This window comes from Halobacteriovorax sp. RT-2-6 (assembly GCF_047085025.1).
Taxonomy (GTDB): domain Bacteria; phylum Bdellovibrionota; class Bacteriovoracia; order Bacteriovoracales; family Bacteriovoracaceae; genus Halobacteriovorax_A.
Genome location: NZ_JBKIYH010000001.1, coordinates 1,001,004 through 1,027,470 on the forward strand (window position 1 = coordinate 1,001,004; position 26,467 = coordinate 1,027,470).

Consider the following 26,467-nt stretch of genomic DNA (forward strand, 5'->3'; position numbering starts at 1 on the left):
AGAGGCCTTTTATTTTTTAGTATCCTAATTTATCGTAAACAACTTCTTCTTGTTCAGTCACACAATCAGTAACTGCAAAGTAAAAATCTTGATTAAGTCTTGGCCAGCCATTACGAGATACTTCAATCATTTGATCGTACTTTGTATATCCCTTGATTTCACATGTTGCTGCATATTCTGTTGCTGTATAAGAATCATCATCACCCCATACTTCATCAAGAATAACAAAGTCTAAAACACAAGAGTTAGTTTCTGCATTACACTTAAGAGTATCAAATCTAAAATTAAAATCACCTTCACACCAAGTATCACCACAGATATTATCAATCTCAGTAACAACTTTACTTTCTTCTTGCTTAGTTAGAGTGTTTGCAAAAACAGACGATGCAAAAAATGCTAGAATTATAATTTTTTTCATGAGTAATCTCCCAAATAATGATTTTTCGGGAATATAGGCTGAGCAGAAGTGTATGTAAATCCGATTAATAATATTTACACAATACAATAATTAGATAGATTAAAAGAGCTCTTCGATCATCTCGATTCCTCTAGCAAGCTTGGCCGAGGCATCTGAATCCCTTTCATTTCGATCTGCAATATCTCTTAAATCTTGCGATTTTATCTTCTTAGATAGCTTAAACTTTGCTGAGAAGGCTTTTTTATCAACATAAGCAGTAATTATAGCTGTAGCGTATGCTTTATTCACTTCAGCAATGAAGTTATTAACTGGTCGATAATTATTCGCTTCTTTAACTAGCTTCTTAATTCGGCCACTATCTTGAGACACTTTAAGACCTCGATCTTTCATTTGCTTCATAAACTCTTGCATTACACCAGCACCACGTGTGGCCAGTCCAAGAAAGATAGAATCAATATTTTTTTGATTCACAGGAATTCGACTAATATTCTTATAAATAAAGAGTTCTGCACTTACTAATCCCGTTTCACTTGATAGCGTTGCCATATCTCTTAAATAGTTTGGATCAATCTCATTTTTTGGATCATAACCCCCAAGACAGATATTACAGGCCGCTACTTTTGCAGATTTCTTATCAGAGAAACAACAAACTTCACAACCATAACTCACATCAATTCCATGGCCATGTCGATATCCTAAATTATGTAGAAGCTCATGAAATACAATTCCTTCAAGCTCATCTCTAGGTGGACCATTTTTAATTGAGTTTAAAAACCCTGACTTCATTTTTGGATTAAGTGAGACATATGGGCCATCCACCCCTAAGTTTTTCAATTTGTTGTTACCAACAGATGCGTTAGCAATTGTTCCTTGCCAAGAATAATCATTTTGATGACATATAACTGATGTCGGCTTTACTTTACCACTTAATTGAATATTTAAGAGATTGATAATATTGGCGATCTCAGCTTTTGCTCCAGTCTCTTTATTATTTGTTCCAAGCTCTGACAGACAACTCATTCCTTTATCAAGAGAGTTTCTCATAAGAGTTTCAAAATTATCATCACCAAAGTTTTCTAAACAGCTCTTATGTATTTGTACTCCGGGTGTAAATTCATAAAAGCCATTATTAAGCTTTTGTAGAATTGGATCAAAATCAGAAATCAAATCATCAAGCGAGTTGATGGATTTTAAAAAGCTCTCATATGAGCACGTATTTATCGCTTCGCTATGCTGAATATTTTGAATTCTTTTTTCAATAACCAAAAGACGCTTATCGTTTTCAATACGGTAAAGTTTATAAATCGATTCTTTCTCGAGTTTCTCAATGATTTCAATTCGATCAAATTTTAAATCGAAGTTATTATCAGATTCAATCGTCGTTAGATTTCCAACAACTTTCATCTGATAATCAAATTTTCCATCGTAATTACGATCATTCAGATGCTCAACAAGTCGCTGACTTTGGTAGCGAAAAATATTATCAATCTTTCCATCTTTATTATCATCAAACTCAAAGACTTGTTTTTCTTCGGCCTTGGCCAGAAGACTAAAGAAGGCCAAGATTATAATTGAAAGTATTTTAGAATGCGATTTCATCATGATATTTATTTATCGGAAGAATCATGAAAAAAATGACAAAAAAGGCCCACAATCGTGGGCCTTAAATATATGAAAATATATAGTCTAGATTACCAAGTATTGTAACAACGCTGACGACTTAACTTCTTTTGAGTTTGGTTATAGTAGATAGTACAGCTATGGTATTCATAGTGTAGCATTAACTTAACATGGTGATCCTCTTCCTCACCTACTGGCCAGAAATTAGGTGCATGACTAACCTCTAGATCCCATAGACGATCAGCTGTACAAAAAGCTTCTACAGAATCGTAATTTAAAAGATCAGCAGTGAATTGAATTGCTTCAACCTTAACAGCATCATTTTCAAATCTTAGACATTCATTTGATCCATTAATTGCGAATACTTGTGTGCTGATAAATAGCGCCACTAGCATCATAAGTGCGTTTTTCATAATTCCCCCTTATAAAAGTGAGGAAGTTTTACCTATCAAACAATAATATGACAAAACATATTGCGTTAATTAGGCCACTTTTGCGAGGAAAGTATTATCAAAAGTCTCGAAATCACCAATAATCTCGACAAGCTGAATATTTTTGAATTCAGGAAGCTCTATTGGATAGCCTCCACCAATAACGACTTCAATCTGACGCTCAAGTCTGTCGTCAATTTTTTGAAGATATGGAATAATACTCTTAAAGTAATCCCAGCTATCAGATGAAACAGCACCTAGGATGAGCCCCTTGCAGTTTAGGGCATTGATTGCTTCAGCAAGACACTCTGCTGGATTTGCGGCACCTAGATAGTAAGTTCCAACCCTTCTTGTTCGACATAGAATATCTGCAATCATAATTGAAAGCTCATGCAAATTTCCTTCCGGAGTTGCAAGAACATAACGTCCATTTAGATCATTATTAGGAAGACGTATCTGGCTCATTTGATCGCGTATAATCGTCGAAATAATATGTTCTTGAGTAACACTGTAACTTCCTTCAAAGACAAGTCTTCCAATTTTTTGCATAACTGGTAGAACTACTGAGAAGATAAAGTCTTGGGCACTAAGACTTAACCTTAGAAACTCTATTTCATTTCTCACACTTTCAATTTCGTATATAGCTAATGCTGAAAAGAGCTTATCAATTGATTGAGCAACCTTATCTTCTTCAGAGAGACTTGATTCACTAATAGCAATACTAAGTTCTTTAAGCTCGTCTAAAGACAGCCTCGCTACTTTGGAGATGGTTTGCCCAGACTTAATGAGTGAAGCAATCATCTTGGCGCGGGCCAAGTCTTCTGGGCCATACAAACGTTGACCGCCCTCATCGCGAATTGGGCTAAAAGCATTGTATCTCTTCTCCCACATGCGAATTGTGTGAGGCTGAACATTACAAATACCTGATATTATTCGAATTGCTACATTTTGCTTCATTTTTAACCTCAATATCTTACAATTAGTTGTTTAACTGTTGTATATTATATTATATATACAAGACCTATACAAGGAGTAATTAATGGGAATTATAATTACTGGTGCAACAGGGCTTATCGGCCGTGAATTAATTCATGAATTGGCCATTCATGGCCATGAAGATATTCGAGTACTGAGTCGAAATCCTGAGAAGGCACAGGCTTCTTTTAATATTCCAATCAAATGCTTTTACTGGGATCCACAAAAAGGTGAAGTCGATAAAGACGCATTTAATTCTGTAGATACTATCATTCATCTTGCTGGTGAAAATATTGGTGCAAGAAGATGGTCTAAAAAACAGAAAGAAGAAATCGTAAACTCTCGAGTGTTATCAACTCGACTACTCGTCAACACTATAAACGAAAATAAAACTTCGATTAAAAAATTTATTAGCGCAAGTGCGATAGGAATCTATGGCAATCGAAGTGGAGATCAAGTCTTAGATGAGCAAGCAGGCTTTGGAAGTGACTTTCTCGCTAAGACTTGTATTGCATGGGAAAAAGAAACAGAGAGACTCACTAATAAGGATATCTTGGTTAATCATGTAAGAACAGGGATAGTGCTCGCAAGCAATGGCGGTGCTCTTGAAAAGATGCTCATCCCATTTAAACTAGGAGTCGCAGGAAAGCTTGGTAGTGGAAAACAGATGATGAGCTGGATTCATCTCGCAGATATGGTGGCCATCTATCGCTTTCTTGTTGAAAATGATTTCGAAGAAAGTGCATTTAATGCGGTTGCTCCAAAAGCCTATTCAAACTCTAATTTTACAAGAGTAATGGGAAAAGTTTTAAAACGACCAACAATCCTTCCTGCTCCAGGTTTTGCTTTAAAGATAGCACTTGGAGAAATGTCGACATTAGTGTTAGACGGACAAAACGTTTACCCAAAGAATCTCTTAGATAAAGGCTATTCATTCAAATTTGAAAATCTGGAAGATGCTCTACAAAATCTGGTGGGTTTAGAAAAAGAATTTAAACAAGTTCAATGGGTAGAAAGGCCACTAGATGAGGTTTTCGGCTTCTTTAGTGACGAGAAAAATCTTGAAACAATAACGCCTGATTCTTTAAGTTTTAAAGTCCTAGGAAAAAGTACTCCACAAATAGAAGCAGGAACAATTATTGATTATCAACTAAGTCTTTATGGCCTGCCATTTAAGTGGAAAACAGAAATATCAAGTTATGATCAAAATAATGAATTTACTGATACTCAGTTAAAAGGCCCTTATAAAAAATGGGTTCATACCCATGGATTTAAGGTGTACGCAAACGGTACTTTAATGACAGATAATGTTTCCTACATGGTTCCCATGGGACAACTAGGTAGTATGGTCGCAGGTGCCTTTGTCAAAAAAGATATTAATAAAATTTTTAACTATCGTAGCCAAAAATTATACAAAATTTTTGGTGAGACTAATAACCATGCTGAATAAAATTTAAGAGGAGAAGAAATGAAGAAGCTCATGTTACTTATTGCCATTTTATCAAGTTCACTAACTTTCTCTGGATCGTCACTTCCACTAGATACTGTCGATTATGTTGATCTACAAAGCTATCTTGGTAAGTGGTATGAAATTGCTCGCTTTGAACAGAGTTTTCAAAAAGGCTGTGCTGCAGTTACAGCAAATTACAGTCTACGTTCTGATGGTGATATCGAAGTTTTAAATACGTGTCGCCAAGGTTCACCAACAGGAGAATTAAAAACTGCCAAGGCCCGTGCTTGGGTTGTTGATAAAGAAACTAATGCTAAGTTAAAGGTACAATTCTTTCTACGTGGAATTAAGCTGCCAATCTTTGCAGGAAATTATTGGATCTTAGATCTAGGCGAAAATTACGAATACGCTATGGTTGGAGATAGTTCAAGAAAGTATCTGTGGATTCTTTCAAGAACAAAAGAACTTGATGAGAAAATCTACCTTGAGCTTATTGCCAAGGCGAAAGATCTTCACTTTGATGTTTCTAAACTAATTAAAACAAAGCACTAATTGCTAAATAAGGAGAACCCAATGTCTTTGCGTCCTAAAATTGCCATAAGCTCTTGTCTGCTCGGTGAGAATATTCGCTATAATGGTGGTCATTGTCGTGAAGACTGGGTCTACTCTGAACTATCAAAATTTGTAGACTTTGTACCAGTATGCCCTGAGTTTGAAATGGGCCTAGGAGTTCCACGAGAAGAAGTACATTTGTTCAAAGTTGATAAACAATCTAATGAAGTACGCTTAAGATCAAAGTTTACTAAAAAAGACCTTACGGAAGAAGCAAATCAGGTTTATCAAAATATTCATGCACGTATAGCTAACGAGGAAATAAATGGTCATATTTTTACAAGAAAGTCCCCTACTTGTGGAACTGACAACGTAAAAACAATTACCCTTAGTGATGAAAACTACGTTACGAAATCAACAGGACTATATGCTCAATATATTATGGATACGATGCCAACTCTCCCATTTATTGACAGTGGTAGAATTAAAAATCTGGAGCTACGAGAAAACTTTGTAAAAAAAATATTCTCTCATTTAAGATTTCAACAACTCGATGGATCGATAAGAGAGCTACAACTATTTCATCAAATGTATAAGTACTCTATTATGGAACATAATCAGAACAACTTAAGACTCCTAGGTGGAATAGCTGCCAATCATGAAAAACTTGATGTTAGTGAAGTCTATTCAAAATACTTTAAGCTCTTCATGGAAACACTCGATATTCTCCCTACAAGAAAGAATCGACTAAATGCGTGTTTTCATGTTTTTGGCTATTTCAAGAAAGATCTCACAGCGCATGAGAAAGATATTCTCATAAAAATGATGGAAGACTATAAGAATGGAATATCTAACTATTTAACAGTTAATTCCTTTTTGAACATACTAACGAATACACACAAGAAAACTTACCTTCAAGATCAATACATTTTTGGGCCTTATCCAAAAGACTTGAAGCTTCTAAAAAATATTGCATAGAATGAGAAAGAAAGAAGAAGTTAATATATTTTGGTTTAGAAGAGACTTAAGACTTAGAGATAATCGTGGTTTACTCTATGCCCTTCAGTCTAATAAACCAGTTATACCGATCTTTATCTTTGATAAAAATATTCTTTCCAAGTTAAAAGATGAAGATGACCTAAGAGTAAGCTTCATTCACGATGCAATTCAAGAACTCAAGGAAGAACTAATTGAACTAGGAAGTGATATTCTTGTATATCACTCAACTCCAGAAGAAGCATACAAAGATTTATGTGAAACCTATACTATTGAGGAAGTTTTTACAAATGAGGACTATGAGCCTTATGCGATAAAAAGAGATAACAAAGTTGAAAAGATTCTAAAAAGTGAAGATATAAAATTCTCACGCTACAAAGACCACTGTATCTTTGCAAAAAATGATATTTTAAAAGAAGATGGTAAACCTTATGTTGTCTACACACCTTTTAAAAATAAGTGGCTTAGTACACTTGCACCAAAAGATATTGCAACAATTGAGACTCATAAATTCTTTAATAACTTTCACAAGTTTAAAGCGAAAGGCTTTCCAAGTTTAAATGAGCTAGGTTTTACTTACAATGAGAAGGCCAAGGATCAAGTGAAGACGATTAAAGGTAAGATCATCGATAGCTACGATCAAAACCGTGATATCCCAGCACTAGATGCAACCTCAAAGCTTGGTATACATCTACGCTTTGGAACAGTCTCTCCTCGAAAGTGTGCCCAAGTGGGCTTTAAGAGAAATCAAGTCTGGCTTAGTGAGCTAATTTGGCGAGAATTTTTCATTCAAATCATGTATCACTTCCCTCACGTGATCGATGGGCCATTTAGAGAAAAGTACGGCCAGATTAAGTGGAATAACGACAAGAATCTATTTAAAAAATGGTGTGAAGGAAAAACCGGTTATCCAATCGTTGATGCAGGAATGAGAGAGCTTAATGAGACAGGCCACATGCATAATCGCGTGCGAATGATTGCTGCCTCTTTTCTCGTGAAGGACCTTCTCATTGACTGGCGTTGGGGGGAGGAGTACTTTGCACGTAAATTGAATGACTTTGAGCTGGCCTCTAATAATGGTAATTGGCAATGGGTTGCTGGAACAGGGTGTGATGCCGCTCCATATTTTAGAATTTTTAATCCCTATACACAGCAAAAGAAATTTGATCCTGACTTTAAATATATAAAGAAATGGGTACCCGAGTACGGAACTTCAGAGTACCCTAATGAAATTATTGATCACAAAATTGCTTATCATGAAACACTAAAAGCCTATAAGGCCTGTGAGTAAGAAACAATTAAATTGTTACACAATCAGTAATTGAACGCACTACTTTAAAATCTGAACCATAATCATCACTTAGATTATATTCAACAGTGATTTCATCATTTGAGTATTCGTCTGTCGCGAAATCTTCTTCACAGCTAAGAATCTCAATACGATCGTGTGCCCCTTGATAATAGCGCCCATTCATATCCTGTGCTGCTTGATGAATTTGACTGCATACTTGTGATGCATCACCCACAAAACAAAATTGGCGTGCTCTAACAGCATCACTAACTTCATAATTAAAACTTGAATCACTAAAACCAATGATAGCACCAAGCTTTGAATCCGAAGTGATGATAAATGTTGAATTTGAAGAATGTGCAAACGCACTGACTGCACTCATCATAATGAGTGACTTAAAAATTGTTTTCATATTGAGCTCCCTAATACTAAATATGTTTTCCAACTTTTAGCATGATGATCTCAATAAATAAAACACTAATAGAATCTTAACGAAATCTAAAAATTAATGACGAAGGTAGTGTTTTCACTATCATTATCGATAAATAGCTTATATCCCGAGCGCTCAATAATCTGCTTAGTAATTGCAAGGCCGACTCCATGTCCGTTTCCGCACTTCTTCTTCGAGTGTCCTAACTCAAAGATACCTTCTTGAACCTTGGCCGGTATCCCCTTTCCACTATCGATAACTTTAATAAAGCGCTCAGTTGAAGATGCTACGACCTTAATCCATGGAGAATCCGTAGTTTTAATCTCATCTAAAGAGTTTTTAATGAGATTAACCAAGCAAAGACTAAGTTCCGTTTCATTTCCCTCAATTGCAAAATCATCCATCTCTATTTCAACTCTAACACTATGACGTGCAATCTTATCACTAACTAGTTCAAGAGCATCTTGTGTTATTTGGGAAACAGAGATCTTTTCTTTCGATGATGAATAATTCTTTTTAAAAATATTCATATAAAGGTCAGTTACTTCAAGGATCTTTCCAATATGACGACGCAGCTTTTGCGTATAGGGAGAGAGTTCCTTATCTACCATTTTATCAAGTCTATCGTTAGTCGTACCTAAGACAAAGAGATGATTTCTTATGTCATGAGCAATACTTGCAGAAGCAAAACCAAATTGAGCAACTTTAGAGAGCTTAACCATATCTTTTTCAAGGTTGTACATTTTAGTAAAGGCCAAGTCTTGATAGTACATATTAAAGCGCATTGATTCAAAGACATAACCTAGGTAATAGATCGGCACTAGATATCCAATTGTTTCAGTACCAATTAATGTATCCCAACAAGATACAAATAAAGTAAGAAGAATACCTGCTTTAAAAAGATACTCCTTGCCCTTTCTCTTATTTAACTCACTCCAAATCACAACCGTCGTATAAAGAATTGTTATAATTCCAAAAAATCCGACAACAACAACTAAAACGCTTGGATATATAGTTAAGTTTAATGCTTGAGTAAAAAGAGTTGATGGAGGAGTTGTGCGAGGAATAAACATGAGGTCGATATCTGTTAGCAGGTAAAGGAAACCTCCTATAACTTGGAAAATAGAATGACCTATACAAAAAATCTTGGCCGGCTTTAATAACTTTATATCCTGACCAAGAAATCCTTCAATTGCCTTTATATAACAATAGTAAGTGAAATATGCGAAGAACCAGTAAGTGAGTAGAAGAAAATTTGAAAGCTTAATATCTGAAACGTGAGTATTGACGGCAATTAGGATGGCGTATGAGCCTGCTCCCAAACACATTGCGATATGCCAGAAGACCTTACGACTAAGCAACTTTCTAGAGGTATAAACCCCTATAGAAGCTTGGTATAAGAAAAACGCAAATGCGAAGGTCGTTACATATCTAGTAAGTACCTTATATTCTTCGATGCTCATACATTAAATATACTATATTTAAAATAATTAAAACACCTAAAAACATTCGAATTTATTAAAATTATCTCAAGCTAGTTGGTAAAGGTCTTATGACTCCAAATTTTGACTCAATTGAGTTCTTCTTAATACTCTGTTCCTTCATTAACTCAACGATTTCTAATGCACTCATATTAGGGTTTTGTTCCATAAGATGGGCCGCCATATTAAGGGCCATTGGCGAGGCCATCGATGTTCCCGAGTGACGTATTTTCATATCACCAAGAAGGGCCGCCTCAACTTTTGTTCCTGGAGCAAAAAAGTCAACAAAGCTAGAACTATAGTTTGAATAATCTGCCATTTCATAATTTTCATCATTTCGCCAATCACTATCTGTTGTAGCACCAATAGTCACAACATTAGGATAAGTATAGCAAGCTGGGTACATACAATCACGGCTTCCATTCAGAAAGCGCCCATCATTTCCAGCGGCCACAAAGAAGACAACCTCAGGATTGTTCAAGAATAGGTTTTGCATACTTCGATATGTTTTACGATCAACTAGCCCTAGTGACTGGTGCGGAAATGAAAAACTCATATTTACGAAATCAACTTCTGATTTCTGTAGCTTTGCTGAAATCATATCGAGATATTTCGACTCTCCAAAATCTCCAGCAAAGGCCAGAAGAGATGCCGACTTTAAACCACGTAATGCAATTGAAGAAACATGCGTTCCATGCGATGTAATTGGACCAGTTGTTCCCTTGGCCTTAATCGTTTCAAATGGGATTCCGTAAACTGCAGCTTTTTGAACAGAAGGAGCACCCGTTCGAGGTAAGAATCCTGAAAATGGATTCATAAACTTGATATCGCTATCACCATCAAAATGGACGCCCAAAATATTATCAATAAATCCATCACCATCATTATCTTCTTTATTAAAAGATTCATTTGAATTGATTAGGATATGATCTTGAATATCGACATGGTTATGATCAAAGCCAGAATCAATAACAGCAATTTTCACAGTGGCATCTTTAGGCCCACCATCAACCTCACCTACTTCATTTTGAATATAGTCACCGATTTTGACGTCATCATTATTGAAAACATCAAATCCGATAATGCGATCAGCATCGTAGATAAACTTATATTTAAAATCTTCACCGTCTGTATTAATAACTTTTCTCTCGACAATAGTACCTTCAGATATAGTGTCAATACTTTCTAAAACATGGGTTCTCTTATCAAAACCATATTCTTTTAAAATAATTTCTTGATTATTTATCTTTTGTACTAATACCTTTGACTGTACATGGTTCCCCTGAGTATTAAATACTGTTTTAAAGAATAATGAATCACTTTTATAATCAAAGGTAATACTTGAAATCTGTTCTCCCTCGATTGTATAGAAGTTCTGCTTTACTAATCTATTATCTAAATAGAACTCTTGGGAAGAAAGGCCATTAGTCTTTTCAAAATACTTTGAAATACTTTTCTTAGTACCTTCAATACATGTTTTGACATTGCCATCAAGAGTACAAGTCTGCGCAGCAAAAATATTAGTGATAGAAACTAGGGAAATAAAAAAAGGGATTATTTTCATAATCCCTTTATATCTTAATTTTGAATTTTATATTTGTTCTTTGAAAAAACTATGTCCAAGATTAAACTTTAGACACTTCTTAGTTTAACTCACAAGTGTAGTTAATTTTATTTTTCTTGAATAGAAAACAACGGTAGCTAACATTAATTGATACAGAGTTTTCGTCAATTGAAATTGTCTCTTTATAGTTAGAAGCACCACCAAAATCACCACAAGCATCTCCACCTGGACGATTAGAGTTTGTTGAAACAAGAAGAGTATCTGCATCTGTTAATTCTGCACTATCAAGAAGTGCAACTGAAACAGGATTTGCATATAGTTCAGGAGTATCAAACTCAACTCTTACAGCATCACTATCCTTCTCAACAAGAACAGTACAATTTCCTCTTTCTTCACCATTCATGATTACCTTACCAGACTTACCGTCAAAGCTTTTTAGGTCAGATACAAAGCTATTAATATCAGAGTTTGCTGATACATTCGCTCCAAATGCTGAAAGCGCAATTAAGATTGCTAAAGAAATTGATTTCATATGATTCTCCTTATTTTTAATGTCTTATAGAGAACCTTATACCTAAGAAATAAAATTTAATCAGCTTAACATGTAATTTTAACCTACCTGTCAAAAATCAATCACAAACGTCGTATTTAGCTCATCGCGATCTAAGTCGAGCCTAAAACCGGCCCGTCCTAGTAATTCCTTAGTGATGGCAAGACCTATTCCATGCCCCCCAGCACTTCCCTTGGTCGTATAGCCGAGACTAAAAAGCTCCTCTTTACTCACAGTAATCACCCCATGCCCACAATCTATAATCGACAACTTACGGGTGTCTGCATCCGTCTTAATTTTGACCCAAGGAGCATCGTACTTCCCCTCTTGAGAGACCTCCTCAAGAGCATTTTTTAAGATATTAACTAAGCAAATCGTTACCTCTGTTTGATTGCAACATAAGTCAAAGTTTGCGATATCCACTTCTAATTTAACGCCTGCCTCTCTAAATTTTGCAGCAACGAGCTCTAAGGCTTCTTCAATGACAAATTTAATCGTCGTATCAGATTTAATATTATTAGTATTCTTCTTGAAGACATCCATATAGAGATTAGTGATTTCAGTTATCTTATCTGTATGTTTATCAATTGAAAGATACGTCTCTTCAGGGTTTGTTGATCGCCCCCTAATTAAACGATCAATAGAAATTTTAATAATAAAAATATGATTCCTTATATCATGAGCAATACTTGCAGCAGCGAAGCCAAATTGTGCAATTTTAGAAAGTCTAATAACCTCTGTTTCTAGGTTATACATTTTTCGATAACTTAAATTACGGTAGTAAATATTAAATCTAACTGCTTCAAATGCGTTCCCAAAATAATACAGAGGTAGAATTGCTCCAGTTACTTCAAGTCCAAGAAGTGAATCATTTAATACGACTAAAAAACTTATTATAATTCCTAACCGTAAGAGGCGCTCCTTCTTCTTTAATCGATTTAATTCTAACCAGACCATTGTGCATGAATAAAAGACCACAAGGGCACCGATACCCCCAAGTGCCTTCCCCATCAGATTTGGAGAAACATTAAAATTCATTGTTCTAGCGAAGAGACTATCTTTTACATAATTATGCTTATCAAAGAGAAAGTTAAAATCAAAAGCAAGTGTAGTGAAGGAACAAATAAGCTGAGTAACAACGAAGAACAGACAAAATGTCTTAGCAAATGAAAGACCTTTAACTTTATGCCCGAAATAAATCTCAACCGTTCTTAGGTAACAATAGAATGATGAGTAGGCACATATCCAAAATACAATAAGAATAAAATCAGATAACTTCTGATTAATAAAATGCGTATTAAAAGCAAAAACAAAACAGTAGCATGCAGTTGAAATACACATGGCCGCTGGCCAAAGAATATTGCGATCACGTATCTGATAATAATTCGCAAGGCTAGCAAAGAACTGATAAACGAAGAATGAAAAAACAAAAGTCGTTAAATATCTTGTAAATGAAATATATAAGTCAAGCTCCACAAACGTTCCTCTAAGTAAATGACTTAGCGATTAGTATAATAGAGATTAAACTCCATTTAATTAGACCAACCAAATTATCTTGATATTCTCTAATTATATCAATCGGTTACCCTTTAAACCTCAATGAAGGTGAATGGCAAGAGTTGTATTCGAAAGATTTTCATATAGCCAAGAATTAAAGTCGAAACGACTAGATAAGATTCTCTCCTCCATCATCTAATTGCTCAGGACGACTCCAATAACTATACTGCGGCGTCCAGTCACTGGATGATACACCGGCCAAAGATAGAATATTCCACATAGAGCAAAATTCATCTCCAGGACCGAATGCCGCAGAATTTTTTCGATACACCTTAGTGCCAACTTTTTGGTAACAGACAATTCCAGGCATATTCTCCTCACCTGCAACGACGCTTTGATCCTTAATATATTCTCCTCCCCCATGAGATAACATATTAAAACGCCACCCTCTCTCATTTGCAAAACGACGTTGTACGTCTGGCCTGTCTTTTGATACCAAAACGAGTGAACACACGCTCTCAATATGAGAAACAAAACCGTTAATTCCATCTCCCCACAATGTACAATAACGGCATCCTTGTCCCATATTGTGTATTATAATGAGCTGATCCTTATCCCCAAAAAGATCATATAAATTCACTACACCTGCAGTGCTTCGAAATGTATAATTTTTAACTTCTTGCGAGGCTTGATCTCTACGTAGAGCCGCAACCTTTTGAGTTAACTCAAAAAGCTCCTTTTCCGCATCTCTTAGTGCTGAAACATTTTCCATATAATCTCCAAATGAATGAATTTATATTCAAGTGCACACTAGAAGCTGTCAATTTAGGAAAGGTAAAGAATAGAAAAGCTATTTTAAACAATTGATTAATTCTTCAATAAGCCTTTTTGTATCTCTATTTTCAAGAAAGTTTTGTCGTACACAGATATATATTCCGTGACTACTGTCTTTCTTCTTATAAATTTTTAATCCACCAGAATTATTGAAACTTGATTCAGGTACGACACAAAAATGGCCACCAGCTTCACAAAGAGAAAGCATTGCCTTATGTGAGTTTACACAACCTATGATTTCAAATTTAGATCTCCAATTTTTACCTAAAGTTTTGTGTAAGAATTCTTCTGTATAAAGGTCTTCATTACGATATGTGACGAGCTTTCTTTTGCGCTTACCATCCTCTTTCTTAGGGCCAACGAGGTAGGTGCCGTCACGAAAAACTTCAAAAAAGCTCAAGCTCTTTTGAGCAGGAATAATATGAGTCATAATGATATCTAACTCTCCTGCTTGTAATTTATCGATAAGATTAATGGCCGAATCGAACTGGAGATCAAAGTGACCAATTCTTTCATTTTCATGTAAGTCATTTAGGGCCGATAAGAGATATTTTTCACCTGCCTCAAAGATACTCCCAACTTTCAGATCAATTTTCTGTTCTTTATTATGAATGGCGCCACTAATTGTATTAAAACTAGGCAGGACTTGATCAAGAAACGCCTGTCCTTTTAGAGTTAATGATGTTGTTTTGTTTGAGCGAACAAAAAGCTCATAACCTAATTCATCTTCTAGAAGTTTTATCTTTCTTGAGATCGCAGGTTGAGATGTATTTAGCTCCCTCGCTGTCTGAGAAAAATTTAAGTTCTGTCCAAGATGACAAAATACTTCAATATAATTGAGATTTATATTCATAGCTTTTAGCTACCATACAATTTTGGTATACACAAAATACTTTTATATTATTTCAATATATAAATATTTCTTGTTATCAATGGCCAACAAGGAGAAATTGTATGAAAACTGTGTGTAAAAATCTTATTTCTATTTTTTGTATTACTCTTACTGCCAATACAACTATGGCAACTCAAATTAACTATAATACATTCACGAAACTATTTTGTAGTGATGATGTTTCAGGTCACACTTATAGCGTATCACTTCTAGACTATAAGCCTAATACGACATATATCCTGGAAAATAGCGGTAATAGATCATACAAAGGTCACGGCGCAGTTAGATCGATAGAAGACGGCGAAATGGTGATTTATTCAGAGGAATCAGATTTTGGAATCGCATATCCTATCAATGACTTAAGTGGTGCCTACTATTTCGATGGTGGGGACAGCCGTGCTATTGAGTGTAACTTCTTTGATGAAAGAAATATAAAAAGAATGAAGCTACCAAAGAAGCTTAAATTTCTAAAAAAACATCGAAATGTCGATGCTTATATTACTGATCTAAAAGTTGGCGGCCTAGAGATCATTCAAGAAATTTTTGAACATAAAGTTGTTAATATGGGCGATTGGTATCCAGTTAAAGTCGATAAAGAACAGCAAAAGAAGGTACTTTATACACTTGATAAGCATATTCCAAAATTTAGTAAGCTAGTCGATGATATCAACAATTCAGGTATTCAATTTGTAGGCCTTTTATTCGGAAGAGATTGGTATTACGCCAATGGTGAAATTGCTTTCATTCTAAGACATGAAAATAAACTATTTCTTGCTCATTTCGAATTTGATAGTGATATAAGATTTGGAGATAAAGATCTTGATTATATTTATTAAAAGCAAAAGGGAGCATGAAGCTCCCTTTTTATATTCTTAGTAACAATAAGCATTTTGAGTAAGTAGAACTTTCTTAGTATCTACTAAATAAACCATTTCCTGCTCACATTCTGTTTTTACAGGAACATAAATTTGCTCACCTTCATCGTAAAAAACATCTGTCGTTTCTTCAGTCCAAAGCACGTTAAAGAAAACCTCTTTATCTTCTGCACTACTATTTGAGTAGTAAACATAAGCTTTTGGTCCAAAATATGATTTTGCAGTTTCTTCTACTGCCTTCTTTGCCTTAGCAATAACAGAGTTAGAAACAGGTGATGCAACTGCAGATAGAGATAGCATTGCTACCAGTAATAATTTTTTCATCGAATTCTCCTCATAAGTTTTTGTCTAAATAGCAAGCTTTCTATTTAGTCGTCCATGAGTTTTCTAAGGTATGTAATTTATTCTTCTAAATATTTTAATAACTTACTAGTGTCTATTTTTTAGTCTGCCCTATGATTAATTACACTTATGAAGATTTTTTTACAGTTTCAGCTATATTGGCCTCATGAAAAATATAAAGAAAATAATTACAAATGGTCTAATCCTATCAACTCTCGTATCGAGTGCTATGGCACAAGAGAATCTCTACTTCTGGGAACAGAAGTCATTCAATCCACTACAGGAGAACTGCGAGTGGCGTTATGAAGGCTGTGTCTCAGTAGACGAAAATCAAATTGATATGCGCTCTCAAGCAAAGCGAATGCTTGATGAAATCTACAGCTGTAAAAATACAATTCAAGGCTGTAGTGAAGAAGAGCAAAGAAATATCGATGAAATGGAAGGAATTAAAGGAAGAATTGGAAACGAAACTATTCGTGGCGGGATGAATCCTAAAGAGTTCTCTGAATTCCTAAGAAAATACGACCCTAGTGATAACAAGAAGGGCTACTTCATACCACTTGGTCTAAGTGACAAAGAAGCACTTATGTTAGCAGCATCAACATCACTGGGCCTTGTAATGTTTGCATCAGATGAAGAAACGATGGACTTCATTCAAGACCACAAAAATGGATTTACTGAAAAGTTAGTATACCCAACAAATAACCACGAACGCCTGATCATGGGCGGAGCTGCCGCAGGTTCTTACTTTATGGGTGTAGTGCTTGAAGATGGAAAGTTAAAGAAAGCAGGACTTTATGTTGTAACGTCACAAATTGCGACACAAATTGTAACGGAGGGCTTTAAGAAAACTTTCGGTCGTCAAAGACCTAATAAAGACCTTGGTGCCTATGAATTTGGAACTGAAGGGAAATCATTCTTCTCTGGACACTCTTCAGGTGCATGGTCATTTGCGACAGTATTTGCAGAAATCTACAAAGATAATAAAGTTGTGCCATACCTTGCTTATGGTGTTGCGGCCCTAACATCTTACGGCCGTCTACACGATCGAAAGCACTGGCTATCAGATGTATTTGCAGGGGCCATCGCAGGTCATCTCATTACAAAGCTTGTTATCAGAATGCATGAAAGTGATGATAGCCAAGGTGGACTAATGGTTTTTCCAAGCTGGAATGCTGAATCAGGAACATTCATGGTTAATTTTGAATGGACTCCTAAGAGAAAAAATTCACAGGGTGAATTCAAATGTAAAAAGATGCCTGAAGGAAAAGAAAAAATCCGCGCATGTATCTATGAAGCTTACTTAAGATCACAAAACTAAAACTGAGGCCAGCATAGCTGGCCTTTATACGTATAAATTTTATCGAGTAACTATGATAAATTTTGATATCCCCCTATAATCAGACGAATTGGAGATATTATGAAAAAGTTGAAATCCCTAGCTCTACTAGCTCTTATTGGAATTAGTGCACAAGCTCAAGCGGCCCGTATCTGGTCATCAATCCCTTTTGTAAGAGGAGCGGATCTGTGTGCTTATAAGCAAGCCTACTCACAAACTCGAACTGAGTATATGAGTGAGATGACTGGCCTTGCCTCAGAGCTTATGCAATCTGGAGCAAAAGGTAGTGAAGCGCTACAGATGCTTGTTACTTTCGATGCTTTATATGACAAGAACGTAAGACTAGCGACTCAACATAAGTATCTTGATGTAACTCTTGAAAATACACTAAAGGCTTACTTTGATGGTTACTACCGTGATTTTCCAGTAGTTGATAGAAAACTAGAATTCGTCCAAATGAATAATATTCGATATATTTTTAATTCAATCAACAATGGTCAAAGGCCTGGTTGGATTCCTGATAATGCTGGTGCACTTGTTGATTACATGGCCTATGGATCATACTCTTTTGCTCCAAACTGTCGCGGAAATATTCAAGTAACTCTTACTCTTGTAGGCTCAGATGGTTCTACTAAAAACTATCAAGGAATTGGGCAACCTTCTGTTGTGATGTCTCAAATTGCTTCACGTATGTTTGAAGATTTCCAAAGAACAAAATTCCCTTCTACTCTAAGAGTAAATGGTAGAAAACTGACAATCATTGGAACGCATAATGGCTCAATCGGAAGAGTAAACTCACTAAGACAAGCAGAACAAGCTTGTGACAATATGTATGCAAGACTTCCTAATGGATCAGAGCTTGAGGCCATTGATGCCTACGGAGACTGGAACGGAGGTATTTCTATCCACCAAAATATTTGGGCCCTACGTGGCGGAAAGGTTTATCATCCAGGACTAATGAATCCGTCACCAGTGCGTGATCCTTGGTCAGTAAATGCAAAAGTAATGAATTACTTTTGTGTACGTTAAATTTTAAATAGTTTTTTAATATCAGTGTCGGGTTTAATTTGCCCGGCACGATAATCCATAACTCTCTTTCTCTTCTCATTGAAATAATGATGAAGATGAATGAGAACACCAAATTTATCATCTAGTTCCATTTTAGAAATAAGAAAGCCGGCCTTAAGCTTAGGGATAATAACGGCATTATTAGTAGCACAGTGGCGAGAGTAGACCATCTGAAATCCTTCTGCTTCAAGGATTGCGAGAGTTTTATCAAGCATGGCACCGTACACACCGTGTCGTCGATACTCAGGAAGAACTGCAGAGTTACACATATAGTAAGTGGTACTATTTTCTTGAAATCCCCAACTCCAGCCGATGAAATTCTCATCTTTATCGAATGCCGCAAGACAAAGTTGATATGGACTCCCCATATTCTCTTTTAGTCTTTTGATATTAGTTAATTCTTCTTCTGAGAGAATATCCCAAAGAACATAACTATGGTCTTCTTCAAAGACTGCTTCTTTGTGTGCCTGATAATACTTATCAAATTCTTTGCCTTCTAAGATTCTAATTTCAAATTCCATCATAGAAAAATGATACAGGAAATATTAACGGGTGCAAATCATTTGAGAGAATTTAAAGAGGAGGCTACGCCACATAGCCTCCCCCATTTTAGAGTTTTAGAATCTAAAACCAATACCGATACCAACAAGGAGAGGATCGATATCAACTTCAGCCTTCACAACTCCAGATCCAGTATCAACTGTTGCATCTGTTTGTAAGTAAAGTTTTTTTACGTCAAAGTTTAGATACATATTTTGTGCAACCTTGATATCTGTACCAAGCTGTAATGCATATCCAAATGAATCATCGTACTTAGTTGAGGCCATGTCTCCAGGAACTTCTCCATAAAAGATTGTGTAGTTGATCCCTGCTCCTACATATGGTTTAAACATACCAAAATCCATATGGTACTGAGCAAGTAATGTTGGAGGTAGAAGAGAAACACTTCCAAGGCTTCCTGTTCCGTTAAGATTTACATCATGAGTTGCTGTTGCAAGAATTAATTCAACAGCAAAGTTTGGATGGAAGAAGTAAGAGAAATCGACTTCAGGTACTGATTCGTTATTAATTGCAATATTACCACCGATATTATCACTAACATCAGGGCTTACACCTAGCGCTCTAACACGCACCATCGCGTTTTCCTGCGCGAATGAAAAAGAATTGAACATTAAGAAAAATAGAATTGAAATGATTGATGTTTTTTTCACAAAAACTCCTTGTGTGTATTTTTATATAAAAAAAATAACAAAAGAGTTTTTAAATTTTTATGAGACAGATCAGAGATAAAAATAAAAATAAAAAAAAGCCTACTTTTGTAGGCTTTCATTTTTAATTCTTAGTAGTGGAATCCCCACTGTTGCATGAATGCATGATCTGAATCATCAAACATTGGCCACCAGCCTTGAGAACCTAGTTGCTCACCTGTTTCATAATCGATCGTATGGTTGATCCAACCTGTTGGCTCTGGTCCAACAAAACGACGAAGAACAATTCTTCCATCAACAATATAATCTGAACGGTGATAAGTTACAGTGAAAACAGAACCGTCAGCCTTTCTTCTAAAGAAACGAATTACTTCACGATCTGTTAAATTATCACCAAGGTTCCACATAAGAGTTGTGTCACCAAAATCTTTGGCCTTATACCAATCACCTACTAGGTAATCGTGCTTCATTGTTGAAACCATCGAACGGAATTCTTGGTATTCAGTCATAAGTGTTTTTGCGTCTGGGTGGTTATAACCAAAAACTAGGCAAGGCAGCATTGCCAGCATTAGAATGATAGATTTCATTAACTTCTCCTTTAAATTGAACGAGTATTTTCGCAATAAAGATCATGGAATGGCAACAATTGGCAACTTAAGAAAGTTAAATTTATTTATTTTCACATACTTACAATGAGATAAATAGCAGTAATTCTTATAGGATGGAAGATCGTTAGGGCCATAACATACTTATTTATGGTAGTTATAGCGCCATGCAAGTAAACGTAAAATACCTCGACAATCTAAAAATCGAAGCAAGCTTCGACGACTTTAAAATCATCTCAGACCAACCTGTTCGCTACAAAGGTGACGGTACAGCTCCTGGGCCATATGACTATTTCCTCGCATCCTCTGCCATGTGTGCAGCATACTTTGCGAAGGTCTATTGTAATAGTCGTGATATTCCAACTGATGATATTCGTATCAGTCAGCAAAATATTGTGGATCCTGACAATCGCTATAAGCAATCATTTGTCATTCATGCAGAACTTCCCGCTACGATTTCTGAAAAAGATAAGAAAGGGATTCTAGCATCAATGGAGCGCTGTACAGTTAAGCGAGTCATCCAAAATGAAATCGATTTTAAAATAGAAGCAAAAGAAGTTTTAGGAAACGATGTTAAGCTTGAATATGAAGTTGAAAACACTAAAACGATGATTCCAGGCAAAGATTGTTCTCTTGAAGAGACAATCGCTAATATGACTGAACTTCTTGCAGGACTAGGGATTAAAATTGAAATCGCTTCTTGGCGTAACCAAGTCCCACACGTTTGGTCTGTCCATATTAGAGACGCAGACTCTCCAATGTGTTTTACAAATGGTAAGGGTGCAACAAAAGATGCGGCCCTTGCATCTGCTCTTGGGGAATACCTTGAGCGCATCAGTACAAATTATTTCTACAGTGATTACTATCTTGGTGAAGAAATCGCAAATGCAGACTTTGTTCACTACCCTAATGAGAAATGGTTTGAGATTCCAGAAGATGACTCTTTACCACTAGGGCTTATGGATGAAACACTTATCTGTGCCTATGATAACGATGGAGAGCTTTCAGCATCACATTTAGTTGATACGAACTCAGGAAATTATGAGCGCGGTATTTGTGCTCTTCCATATGAAAGGCAATCAGATGGAAAGACTGTTTATATACCGGCCAACCTTATTGCAAACCTTTTTGTAAGTAATGGGATGAGTGCTGGAAATACAAAATATGAAGCCCGCGTACAATGTCTTTCTGAAATTTTTGAAAGAGCTGTAAAAAAACAAATCATTGTTGATGAAATTACTCTTCCTGATGTACCCAAATCAGTATTAGAAAAATACCCAACGATTATGGAAGGTATAAACAAGCTTGAAGAAGCAGGTTTTCCAATCGTTGTTAAAGATGCTTCACTTGGTGGAAAATTTCCAGTTATGTGTGTCACTCTTATGAACCCTAGAAATGGTGGCGTCTTTGCTTCTTTTGGTGCGCACCCTCGTTTTGAGGTTGCTCTTGAGAGATCACTTACTGAACTTCTCCAAGGACGAAGTTTTGAAGGAATGAATGATACATTCCCTCCAACATTTAATGAATTTGCGATCAAAGAGCATAATAATATTGTTGATCACTTTATTGATTCAACAGGTATCATTTCTTGGCGTTTCTTTGCAGGAAAGCCGCAGTATGAATTTAATGAATGGAATTTTTCTGGAACAACTCAAGAAGAATATGACTACCTGATGGGGATTTTAAAAGAGCTTGAAAAAGAAGTATATATTGCTGACTACAATGAACTAGGAGCAGCGGCTTGTCGAATCTTGGTACCTAATTATTCTGAAATCTATCTTCCAGAAGACCTTATTTGGGATAACCACAATCAGGCACTAGACTACAGAGAAGCGATTTTAAACCTACACGCACTTGATGAAGAGGATTTGTCAGAGTTAGTTGCTCAACTTGAAGAAAGTTCTCTTGATAACTATATGCCTGTATCAGAACTAATTGGTGTGGCATTTGACGAAAGTACGGTTTGGGGACAATTAGTAATTGGCGAGTTAAAAGCACTTACATACCTTGCATTAAAACAATTTGATGATGCAAAAGAGCTAGTAGAAATGCTTGGTACGTTTAATGACAATACTATTGAGCGAAGACGTTTTTATCAAGTATTAAATATTGCACTTGATATTGAACTTGGCGACGATCTTGAGATGAAAGATTACATTGAAAACCTAACTCGTATGTACGGGCCAGATCTGATGGAGCGAGTGAATAAAACCATAACAGGTGAAATTCGTTTCGACGGATTAACTCCAACAAGTATGAATCTTGAGGGAATCGATAAGCACCTTAAGTTAATTGAAAGTTATAAAAAGCTTCAATTGGCACGCCACAACTTTCTTAAATAAATCTTTATGGTAACCTCTTATAGAAAATCTTTAGGAGGTTACCAATATGAGTACAAATCTAAATACAATTCAATTTAAAGATGCAAAAGGTCTTACAAAGACGATCCCTGACTTTAATGCAAAAGCATACCTCATCGTTAATGTTGCTTCAAAATGTGGCCTAACACCACAATATGAAGGATTACAGAAATTATATTCTGAATATAAAGACAAGGGACTTGAGATTCTGGCATTCCCAGCAAATGAATTCCTTGGACAAGAACCTGGAAGCAATGAAGAAATCCAGCAATTCTGCTCTCTTGAGTACAACGTGACATTTCCAGTAAATGAAAAGATCATTGTTAAAGGTGAAGGTCAACATCCTCTATACAAGGCCCTTACTGAAACAAAAAAAGATGCTGTAAGAAATGATAAGCCTGACTTTGAGCAACTTCTAACTAGTAAAGGACTTATCACAGGCCAAGAGCATGATATTCACTGGAACTTTGAAAAGTTTCTTCTAAATTCGAATGGTGAAATTGTAGAGCGCTACTTTCCTGATATTGCTCCAACTGATGAAAAAATCACTTCAAAGTTAAATGAAATTTTATAAGTAAGACCTGCGTTAAGCAGGTCTATTTCTTATGTCACTAACATTTTTATTCATCAAGAAGCGAATAAAGTATTTATAGAAGAATTTTTTTATTCCTTTAGGGTTTGTTCCATATTTTTGATAAAACTCATCTGGAGTTTCATATAATCCCAAATCTCTTACGATCCCTTCCTTTTGAATATAAGTTGAGTTTCCACCTTTCCAATCGACTTCAGGATTCTGTAAATCTTTACAAGCAACTCCGTAGCCACAAAACGAACGAACATCCTTTCCGGCCATCTTTTGAATAGCTGTCAGATAATCTATATCGAGGATAAAACCTTCAAGATTATACCATTTTCCATGATACTTAACTTCGACCCAACTATGAAGAATTTCACGAGGAGCGATTGTATAAAAAAATCCTGTAACTGCTCCGTATTGTAGTTTTTTGTCAATCGTAAAACCATGAAGCCTATTCTCAATCCCACAGGAAGTCAGTAAACTCATCAGTAGTGTTGCCTTGGTATTGCACTGACCGTAGCCGTCACGTAATACTTGAGATGCTGTAATATCATCACTTGAGTTATAGCCAAAATTAATCTCATCTCGAACATAACGGTAGCAAGCTCCTATGATTTGAGATTCGTCTCGAGAAAGCTCTAGAATTTCATCTTTCAATTTGATTATATCGGGGTGATTAAGATCGAGTAACTTTGATTTCATATATTCTCCTTAAGAAGATAATACGAATCTTGGATATTTTATTCTTGTATAAACTGGCTATTTTTAAAAATTTCTTTTGGTGAAAGACCAAAACTTTGTTTAAAAAACTTTGAGAAATGTGCAGAATCACTAAAGCCAGCAGCGATGGCAACATCCGTAATATTTCGACCTTCTGCTTGGGCATCAACCGCCCTCTTAAGCTTTTGCCAAAGAATATACTTTCTAAATGTTACACCAACCTCTTCTTTAAATAGATGTAAAAGACGACTTTCCGAAAGTGCAAGCGAGTTTGCAAAATCCTTTAACTTTACTTCATCAAGGTTCTCATAATCTTTAATCATTTGAAATAACTTGATAATTCTCTCATCCAATTCTTTATTAGATATTAGGCCAAGTTGTTTAAGAAAGCTTTCGACACTCTTGCGATTGATCGTTTCAAGTTTTAGAACTCTAGTATCAATATGTTCAACATCAAGTTTGAAGCTGGCTTCTTCATCAATGAGAATCGTTAAATTGTGACAACTCTCACTTAGGAATCTGTGCTTTGTTAACGAAGGCAGGTAAATAAATCTCTTTTCAAACACGCCTTCTTCTGTCTCATATTTTAAAGGACAAGAATCTAGGGAGAAAGACAACTGTTGAGCAATATGAGAATGAAACTCGACATTTAGTGATTCAGATTCAATTACAGTGAAATAGTCAAAGAGATAAATTTTTCGATTCATGGCCCTATTATAAGGGCCATTTGAATCAATTACTAGCTTGTTATGCTGCGATTTTTTCTAATTTCTCAACTGCTGTTTTAATTTGTTCACTCTTCTTAACTAGATCTTCAACTTCACGAGCTGAAGACTCCTGTGAACTCTTTAGCTGCCATTGCGACTCATTTAGAGTATTAATCGAAGTATTAACATCTGCGATACCATTTTCTTGTTCAGAAAGAGCACCTAGGATTTCATTACACATACTTGAGGACTCCATTGACTGACCAACCAACTCTTCAAGAGCATCACGACAATCGGCCATTAACTTTTGCCCTTCGAGCAAATCTTTCTCTGTTACTTGAACGAGATTTTCAACAGTCTTTGTCGTCATATCAGTTAACTCTTTCACTCGACGAGTTGATTCATCAATTATTGTAGCGATCTCAATTGCTGACTCTCCACTAACCTTAGCAAGTCCCCCAATCTCTTCTGCCACAACACTAAATCCCTTTCCGTGCTCTCCAGCTCTTGCAGCCTCGACCGAAGCATTGAAAGATAAAAGCTTTGTCTGAAAAACGATATCACTAATAACTTCAGTCTTTTCTTGAATATCATTGATTGTATTCGAGATATCATTTAACTGAACACTATTGTCTCTAATGACTTGAATTACCTCTTCGTTATCTTTTTTGATGATATCAAAAGACTGCACAAGTCTTAGAATTTTTTCTTTAGACTCATTTGAAATATTTGCTGTATGTTTAGCAAGACCACTTGATCGATCAGCATTGTCTCTTGTTGAGTCAACCATAGACTTTATTTCAGTTATGGCCGCAGCAACATTATCCACAGAGTCAGTTTGCTTACTTGAAACATCAAGAATTTGTCTCGAACTAGAGTTAATATTATTAGCGATTCTCTCTAGCTCTACATATTCTTGTTTAAGGTTTCTAATGACTGACTTAATTGGAGCAATGAAATTTGCATACATTGAGTGCGCATTCCACAAAGAAAGGCCAAGAGCAATAGCAACACAAATCATAAGACCAATTAGAGTGCTCTTTTTAGCTTCAAAAACTGCGACATTAACATCATCTAGATAGACACCTGTTCCAATTACCCAACCCCATGGTTCGAAATATTTGATATAAGATGTTTTTTCAATTACATCACCTTCTTTCTTTCGAGCACGATAATAAGTTAGTTGGCCTTCCCCTTTTTCAAGACCAATCTTTAGAAATTCCTTATAAAGAAATGTTCCCTTACCGTCTTGATACTTGGCCATATTATTTCCAACTTTATATGGGTCTGCACCATGAGCAACAACATTAAGATTCTTATCACTTACAAAGAAATAATTCTTTCCATCAAAACGTAGCGCCTGAAGAAGGTTTTTAGCATGAAGCTTTGCTTGTGCTTCTGTAATCTTCCCCTCTTGTGATTCATCATAAAGATACTTAACCATACTATATGCATTATGTATCGCAACCTTTACGCTTTCATTCTTTCCAATGCGTGCTGTTGAGTTAATTGCCGGAAGTGTTACAGCAAATAATAGAACGACAAAAACTGCTGAAGACAAAACAGAATAAACTGACGCAGAAAAGAAGTACTTGATTCTCTCTCTTAGACTAACCATTAGATTTCCTCCTAAATACCTCTTACTCCTCGTCAGTTTACAAAACAAATTAATGAACCAAACTCAA

The 26,467-nt window shown here is 35.8% G+C and carries 27 protein-coding genes; 9 read left to right on the forward strand and 18 right to left on the reverse strand.

Translation table 11 applies throughout. From position 1 onward, the window contains the following. Positions 1 to 16: 16 nt before the first annotated feature. The 4 genes from ACMAYS_RS04615 to ACMAYS_RS04630 form a co-directional block, all read right to left on the reverse strand. Complete coding sequence (locus ACMAYS_RS04615; RefSeq protein ID WP_412462825.1) at positions 17 to 418, reverse strand: hypothetical protein; 402 nt, start codon at positions 416 to 418, stop codon at positions 17 to 19. A gap of 99 nt (positions 419 to 517) precedes the next feature. Continuing rightward, complete coding sequence (locus ACMAYS_RS04620) at positions 518 to 2,020, reverse strand: hypothetical protein (protein WP_392991286.1); 1,503 nt, start codon at positions 2,018 to 2,020, stop codon at positions 518 to 520. Between the two features lie 89 nt (positions 2,021 to 2,109). After that, positions 2,110 to 2,451: a hypothetical protein gene (locus tag ACMAYS_RS04625; protein ID WP_103216690.1), complete on the reverse strand. Its 342-nt coding sequence runs from the start codon at positions 2,449 to 2,451 to the stop codon at positions 2,110 to 2,112. 69 nt (positions 2,452 to 2,520) lie between these two features. Next, on the reverse strand, positions 2,521 to 3,426 hold the full coding sequence (locus ACMAYS_RS04630) for a MerR family transcriptional regulator (protein ID WP_103216689.1): 906 nt from the start codon (positions 3,424 to 3,426) through the stop codon (positions 2,521 to 2,523). A gap of 82 nt (positions 3,427 to 3,508) precedes the next feature. On the opposite strand from ACMAYS_RS04630, the gene ACMAYS_RS04635 reads away from it, so the two are divergent. Genes ACMAYS_RS04635 through ACMAYS_RS04650 form a run of 4 tightly spaced genes read left to right on the forward strand, consistent with a single transcriptional unit; the run spans position 3,509 to position 7,733 of the window. Next, positions 3,509 to 4,894 (forward strand): TIGR01777 family oxidoreductase, encoded by a 1,386-nt coding sequence (locus tag ACMAYS_RS04635; protein ID WP_103216688.1) that lies wholly within the window; start codon positions 3,509 to 3,511, stop codon positions 4,892 to 4,894. 18 nt (positions 4,895 to 4,912) lie between these two features. Then, entirely contained in the window at positions 4,913 to 5,446 is a 534-nt protein-coding gene (locus ACMAYS_RS04640) for a lipocalin family protein (RefSeq protein ID WP_103216687.1), read from the forward strand. 21 nt (positions 5,447 to 5,467) lie between these two features. Next, positions 5,468 to 6,424, forward strand: coding sequence for a YbgA family protein (locus tag ACMAYS_RS04645; protein WP_103216686.1), 957 nt, complete (start codon positions 5,468 to 5,470; stop codon positions 6,422 to 6,424). 1 nt (position 6,425) lies between these two features. Next, positions 6,426 to 7,733, forward strand: coding sequence for a cryptochrome/photolyase family protein (locus ACMAYS_RS04650; protein ID WP_103216685.1), 1,308 nt, complete (start codon positions 6,426 to 6,428; stop codon positions 7,731 to 7,733). A gap of 7 nt (positions 7,734 to 7,740) precedes the next feature. Here ACMAYS_RS04650 and ACMAYS_RS04655 read toward each other — a convergent pair whose 3' ends face one another. From ACMAYS_RS04655 to ACMAYS_RS04685, 7 genes are all read right to left on the reverse strand, one after another. Then, positions 7,741 to 8,145, reverse strand: coding sequence for a hypothetical protein (locus ACMAYS_RS04655; RefSeq protein ID WP_412462826.1), 405 nt, complete (start codon positions 8,143 to 8,145; stop codon positions 7,741 to 7,743). 86 nt (positions 8,146 to 8,231) lie between these two features. Beyond that, a complete protein-coding gene (locus ACMAYS_RS04660) occupies positions 8,232 to 9,626 on the reverse strand; it encodes a sensor histidine kinase (protein ID WP_412462827.1) in 1,395 nt (464 codons plus the stop codon). Between the two features lie 61 nt (positions 9,627 to 9,687). Beyond that, complete coding sequence (locus tag ACMAYS_RS04665; RefSeq protein ID WP_412462828.1) at positions 9,688 to 11,208, reverse strand: S8 family serine peptidase; 1,521 nt, start codon at positions 11,206 to 11,208, stop codon at positions 9,688 to 9,690. A gap of 79 nt (positions 11,209 to 11,287) precedes the next feature. Further along, complete coding sequence (locus ACMAYS_RS04670; protein WP_392991276.1) at positions 11,288 to 11,740, reverse strand: hypothetical protein; 453 nt, start codon at positions 11,738 to 11,740, stop codon at positions 11,288 to 11,290. 90 nt (positions 11,741 to 11,830) lie between these two features. Further along, on the reverse strand, positions 11,831 to 13,234 hold the full coding sequence (locus ACMAYS_RS04675; protein WP_412462829.1) for a sensor histidine kinase: 1,404 nt from the start codon (positions 13,232 to 13,234) through the stop codon (positions 11,831 to 11,833). A 190-nt stretch (positions 13,235 to 13,424) separates the two neighbouring features. After that, on the reverse strand, positions 13,425 to 14,027 hold the full coding sequence (locus tag ACMAYS_RS04680) for a DUF899 family protein (protein WP_412462830.1): 603 nt from the start codon (positions 14,025 to 14,027) through the stop codon (positions 13,425 to 13,427). 78 nt (positions 14,028 to 14,105) lie between these two features. Then, a complete protein-coding gene (locus tag ACMAYS_RS04685) occupies positions 14,106 to 14,942 on the reverse strand; it encodes a LysR family transcriptional regulator (protein WP_103216677.1) in 837 nt (278 codons plus the stop codon). Positions 14,943 to 15,043: 101 nt separating this feature from the next. On the opposite strand from ACMAYS_RS04685, the gene ACMAYS_RS04690 reads away from it, so the two are divergent. Then, the gene (locus tag ACMAYS_RS04690) at positions 15,044 to 15,817 is read left to right on the forward strand and encodes a hypothetical protein (RefSeq protein ID WP_103216676.1); all 774 of its coding nucleotides are present in this window, start codon (positions 15,044 to 15,046) and stop codon (positions 15,815 to 15,817) included. Between the two features lie 36 nt (positions 15,818 to 15,853). Here ACMAYS_RS04690 and ACMAYS_RS04695 read toward each other — a convergent pair whose 3' ends face one another. Next, entirely contained in the window at positions 15,854 to 16,180 is a 327-nt protein-coding gene (locus ACMAYS_RS04695) for a hypothetical protein (protein ID WP_103216675.1), read from the reverse strand. Between the two features lie 184 nt (positions 16,181 to 16,364). Here ACMAYS_RS04695 and ACMAYS_RS04700 point away from each other — a divergent pair, with 184 nt between their 5' ends. Both ACMAYS_RS04700 and ACMAYS_RS04705 read left to right on the forward strand, forming a co-directional pair. Further along, positions 16,365 to 17,519, forward strand: coding sequence for a phosphatase PAP2 family protein (locus ACMAYS_RS04700; RefSeq protein ID WP_412462831.1), 1,155 nt, complete (start codon positions 16,365 to 16,367; stop codon positions 17,517 to 17,519). A gap of 99 nt (positions 17,520 to 17,618) precedes the next feature. Further along, positions 17,619 to 18,566 (forward strand): hypothetical protein, encoded by a 948-nt coding sequence (locus tag ACMAYS_RS04705; RefSeq protein ID WP_412462832.1) that lies wholly within the window; start codon positions 17,619 to 17,621, stop codon positions 18,564 to 18,566. Here ACMAYS_RS04705 and ACMAYS_RS04710 read toward each other — a convergent pair. The 3 genes from ACMAYS_RS04710 to ACMAYS_RS04720 all read right to left on the reverse strand — a co-directional run bounded on the left by ACMAYS_RS04710 (position 18,563) and on the right by ACMAYS_RS04720 (position 20,400). After that, on the reverse strand, positions 18,563 to 19,129 hold the full coding sequence (locus tag ACMAYS_RS04710) for a GNAT family N-acetyltransferase (protein ID WP_392991269.1): 567 nt from the start codon (positions 19,127 to 19,129) through the stop codon (positions 18,563 to 18,565). The genes ACMAYS_RS04705 and ACMAYS_RS04710 overlap by 4 nt on opposite strands. 93 nt (positions 19,130 to 19,222) lie before the next feature. After that, complete coding sequence (locus ACMAYS_RS04715; protein WP_412462833.1) at positions 19,223 to 19,816, reverse strand: OmpW/AlkL family protein; 594 nt, start codon at positions 19,814 to 19,816, stop codon at positions 19,223 to 19,225. 128 nt (positions 19,817 to 19,944) lie between these two features. Then, on the reverse strand, positions 19,945 to 20,400 hold the full coding sequence (locus ACMAYS_RS04720) for a hypothetical protein (protein WP_021266502.1): 456 nt from the start codon (positions 20,398 to 20,400) through the stop codon (positions 19,945 to 19,947). A gap of 185 nt (positions 20,401 to 20,585) precedes the next feature. Between ACMAYS_RS04720 and ACMAYS_RS04725 the strand changes: the two genes are divergently transcribed. Next, positions 20,586 to 22,760 carry an OsmC domain/YcaO domain-containing protein gene (locus tag ACMAYS_RS04725; RefSeq protein WP_412462834.1) on the forward strand — a complete coding sequence of 725 codons (2,175 nt, stop codon included), beginning with the start codon at positions 20,586 to 20,588 and terminating at the stop codon, positions 22,758 to 22,760. A gap of 46 nt (positions 22,761 to 22,806) precedes the next feature. Further along, positions 22,807 to 23,352: a glutathione peroxidase gene (locus ACMAYS_RS04730; RefSeq protein WP_103216669.1), complete on the forward strand. Its 546-nt coding sequence runs from the start codon at positions 22,807 to 22,809 to the stop codon at positions 23,350 to 23,352. Positions 23,353 to 23,364: 12 nt separating this feature from the next. Here ACMAYS_RS04730 and ACMAYS_RS04735 read toward each other — a convergent pair whose 3' ends face one another. From ACMAYS_RS04735 to ACMAYS_RS04745, 3 genes are read right to left on the reverse strand one after another with little or no spacing between them, the layout of a single operon-like run. Then, positions 23,365 to 24,057, reverse strand: a complete 693-nt coding sequence (locus ACMAYS_RS04735; RefSeq protein WP_412462835.1) for a transglutaminase-like domain-containing protein — start codon at positions 24,055 to 24,057, stop codon at positions 23,365 to 23,367. A gap of 38 nt (positions 24,058 to 24,095) precedes the next feature. After that, the gene (locus tag ACMAYS_RS04740; RefSeq protein WP_412462836.1) at positions 24,096 to 24,782 is read right to left on the reverse strand and encodes a helix-turn-helix domain-containing protein; all 687 of its coding nucleotides are present in this window, start codon (positions 24,780 to 24,782) and stop codon (positions 24,096 to 24,098) included. Between the two features lie 40 nt (positions 24,783 to 24,822). Continuing rightward, positions 24,823 to 26,400, reverse strand: a complete 1,578-nt coding sequence (locus ACMAYS_RS04745) for a methyl-accepting chemotaxis protein (RefSeq protein ID WP_412462837.1) — start codon at positions 26,398 to 26,400, stop codon at positions 24,823 to 24,825. Positions 26,401 to 26,467 lie beyond the last annotated feature (67 nt).

Coding starts and splice junctions, on each gene's coding strand:
- ACMAYS_RS04615 (WP_412462825.1), bottom strand. CDS start 418: ATGAAAAAAATTATAATTCTAGCATTTTTTGCATCGTCTGTTTTTGCA.
- ACMAYS_RS04620 (WP_392991286.1), bottom strand. CDS start 2,020: ATGATGAAATCGCATTCTAAAATACTTTCAATTATAATCTTGGCCTTC.
- ACMAYS_RS04625 (WP_103216690.1), bottom strand. CDS start 2,451: ATGAAAAACGCACTTATGATGCTAGTGGCGCTATTTATCAGCACACAA.
- ACMAYS_RS04630 (WP_103216689.1), bottom strand. CDS start 3,426: ATGAAGCAAAATGTAGCAATTCGAATAATATCAGGTATTTGTAATGTT.
- ACMAYS_RS04635 (WP_103216688.1), top strand. CDS start 3,509: ATGGGAATTATAATTACTGGTGCAACAGGGCTTATCGGCCGTGAATTA.
- ACMAYS_RS04640 (WP_103216687.1), top strand. CDS start 4,913: ATGAAGAAGCTCATGTTACTTATTGCCATTTTATCAAGTTCACTAACT.
- ACMAYS_RS04645 (WP_103216686.1), top strand. CDS start 5,468: ATGTCTTTGCGTCCTAAAATTGCCATAAGCTCTTGTCTGCTCGGTGAG.
- ACMAYS_RS04650 (WP_103216685.1), top strand. CDS start 6,426: ATGAGAAAGAAAGAAGAAGTTAATATATTTTGGTTTAGAAGAGACTTA.
- ACMAYS_RS04655 (WP_412462826.1), bottom strand. CDS start 8,145: ATGAAAACAATTTTTAAGTCACTCATTATGATGAGTGCAGTCAGTGCG.
- ACMAYS_RS04660 (WP_412462827.1), bottom strand. CDS start 9,626: ATGAGCATCGAAGAATATAAGGTACTTACTAGATATGTAACGACCTTC.
- ACMAYS_RS04665 (WP_412462828.1), bottom strand. CDS start 11,208: ATGAAAATAATCCCTTTTTTTATTTCCCTAGTTTCTATCACTAATATT.
- ACMAYS_RS04670 (WP_392991276.1), bottom strand. CDS start 11,740: ATGAAATCAATTTCTTTAGCAATCTTAATTGCGCTTTCAGCATTTGGA.
- ACMAYS_RS04680 (WP_412462830.1), bottom strand. CDS start 14,027: ATGGAAAATGTTTCAGCACTAAGAGATGCGGAAAAGGAGCTTTTTGAG.
- ACMAYS_RS04685 (WP_103216677.1), bottom strand. CDS start 14,942: ATGAATATAAATCTCAATTATATTGAAGTATTTTGTCATCTTGGACAG.
- ACMAYS_RS04690 (WP_103216676.1), top strand. CDS start 15,044: ATGAAAACTGTGTGTAAAAATCTTATTTCTATTTTTTGTATTACTCTT.
- ACMAYS_RS04695 (WP_103216675.1), bottom strand. CDS start 16,180: ATGAAAAAATTATTACTGGTAGCAATGCTATCTCTATCTGCAGTTGCA.
- ACMAYS_RS04700 (WP_412462831.1), top strand. CDS start 16,365: ATGAAAAATATAAAGAAAATAATTACAAATGGTCTAATCCTATCAACT.
- ACMAYS_RS04705 (WP_412462832.1), top strand. CDS start 17,619: ATGAAAAAGTTGAAATCCCTAGCTCTACTAGCTCTTATTGGAATTAGT.
- ACMAYS_RS04710 (WP_392991269.1), bottom strand. CDS start 19,129: ATGATGGAATTTGAAATTAGAATCTTAGAAGGCAAAGAATTTGATAAG.
- ACMAYS_RS04720 (WP_021266502.1), bottom strand. CDS start 20,400: ATGAAATCTATCATTCTAATGCTGGCAATGCTGCCTTGCCTAGTTTTT.
- ACMAYS_RS04725 (WP_412462834.1), top strand. CDS start 20,586: ATGCAAGTAAACGTAAAATACCTCGACAATCTAAAAATCGAAGCAAGC.
- ACMAYS_RS04730 (WP_103216669.1), top strand. CDS start 22,807: ATGAGTACAAATCTAAATACAATTCAATTTAAAGATGCAAAAGGTCTT.
- ACMAYS_RS04735 (WP_412462835.1), bottom strand. CDS start 24,057: ATGAAATCAAAGTTACTCGATCTTAATCACCCCGATATAATCAAATTG.
- ACMAYS_RS04740 (WP_412462836.1), bottom strand. CDS start 24,782: ATGAATCGAAAAATTTATCTCTTTGACTATTTCACTGTAATTGAATCT.
- ACMAYS_RS04745 (WP_412462837.1), bottom strand. CDS start 26,400: ATGGTTAGTCTAAGAGAGAGAATCAAGTACTTCTTTTCTGCGTCAGTT.